The organism is Microcoleus sp. BM001215392 (genome assembly GCF_036700185.1).
GTDB lineage: Bacteria > Cyanobacteriota > Cyanobacteriia > Cyanobacteriales > Microcoleaceae > Microcoleus.
Genome location: NZ_JAUBOJ010000697.1, coordinates 1 through 1,539 on the forward strand (window position 1 = coordinate 1; position 1,539 = coordinate 1,539).

1 protein-coding gene and 1 pseudogene are annotated in these 1,539 nt (G+C 44.4%); both read left to right on the plus strand.

Annotation, left to right across the window (positions count from 1 at the left end; genetic code table 11):
• Window positions 1-599, plus strand: a pseudogene (locus tag QT974_RS34250) (serine/threonine protein kinase); the annotation flags it as partial.
• Between the two features lie 303 nt (window positions 600-902).
• Window positions 903-1,539: serine/threonine protein kinase (locus tag QT974_RS34255; RefSeq protein WP_333472801.1), on the plus strand; the 637-nt coding region annotated here is incomplete at its 3' end.

Here is a 1,539-nt window from a genome sequence, read left to right on the forward strand (position 1 = left end):
GTTGGCTGAAGTGGATGACGCATCCGAGTTTAGAGCGCCGTCCCGCCTCAGTCCAAATCGCCAAAGAAGTTCTGGAAAAACCACAGGAAATAGATAAATATTCCCGAGCAGTGAAACAGGGAATAAGGGTGAGTGCCTCTAGCTTTACCGGGAAGGCGATCGGGGAAAGTACATGGACAGGATCTCGATCTGTAGCAGCTTGTGCAGCAATTTACAGCACCTTTATTTTCCCGATTTTGGGGACAATTGTCGGAGGAATCCTGGGCTTTTTTCTCGGCAGTATGCTGGGGTTTGTCAACGGAATAGTCGTCGTATTTGTGACGGACTTGTGGTTCGATCCCCTAACTAATCCCCAACTTCACCGACGGGTTTTAACTGCAATTAGTATCGTAATCTGCGCCTTGACAAGCATTATCTTCTTTCTGCCGCTCGCGGTTATGATTGTGAATCTCGACCCTAATGACGATGGCATTATTTCTCTGAGGACCTCCGTTGATTATATTCTCTTCGTGCTTGCACCATCGCTAATTGCAGGACTGTCAATGGGGGCAACTAGCAAGTCTATTGCGCGGTGGTATCAAAAAGAAAGTGGACTGTAATCTAACATTTAGAGAAGACTTACGTACTCCCACGAAAGAAACAGGGTTTTTGGCGAATCTGGGAGTTGCAATGCGTCTTTTCATAAAAAACCCTGTTTCTGGGCCCCGATCTAATATCATGTCCGGTCGATTACTATAACAAAAACAGTTCGTAGTGTGGACTAAAGTCCGCTCTTTGTTGCGGACTTGCATTCCACACTACAAACCTTTATGCGGACTTGCATTCCACACTACAAACCTTTCTGATTGCGGTCGTTCGACCGGACATGATATAACCTCAATTTAAAATTAAGGTGAAAAAATATGACTGCGAAAATATTAGCAGAACGCTACGAAGTGCAGCGACAACTAGGAAAACAAACCGGCCGCCAAACGCTGCTGGCTCGCGATTTGCAAACTCAAAAATTAGTGGTTATCAAACAGCTATTTCTCGGCAGTGATTTTGAATGGCAAGACCTCAAACTTTTTGAACGGGAAGCAGAAACTTTAAAAGCACTCGATCATCCAGCAATTCCTCGCTACCTCGACTACTTGGAAATTGAAGAACCAAATAGTAAAAGCTTTGCCCTGGTACAGACTTATGTAGAAGGAAAAACTTTGGAAGAGCAGTTGCGTTCTGGGCGTACTTTTAACGAAAGCGAAGTGAAAGAATTAGCTCAATCCCTGTTACAAATTTTGAGTTATTTGCACGACCAAAATCCACCTGTTATTCACCGCGATATTAAACCCAGCAATATATTACTGCACAACAGATCCGGCAACAGTGTCGGACAAGTTTATTTGGTTGATTTCGGTTCGGTGCAGAACCAAGCTGCCAAATTTGGCGGCACTATTACAGTAGTTGGAACTTACGGATATATGGCACCGGAACAATTCGGCGGGCGATCGGTTCCGGCTTCTGACCTCTACGGTTTAGGTGCAACTTTAATTTATTTGGTAA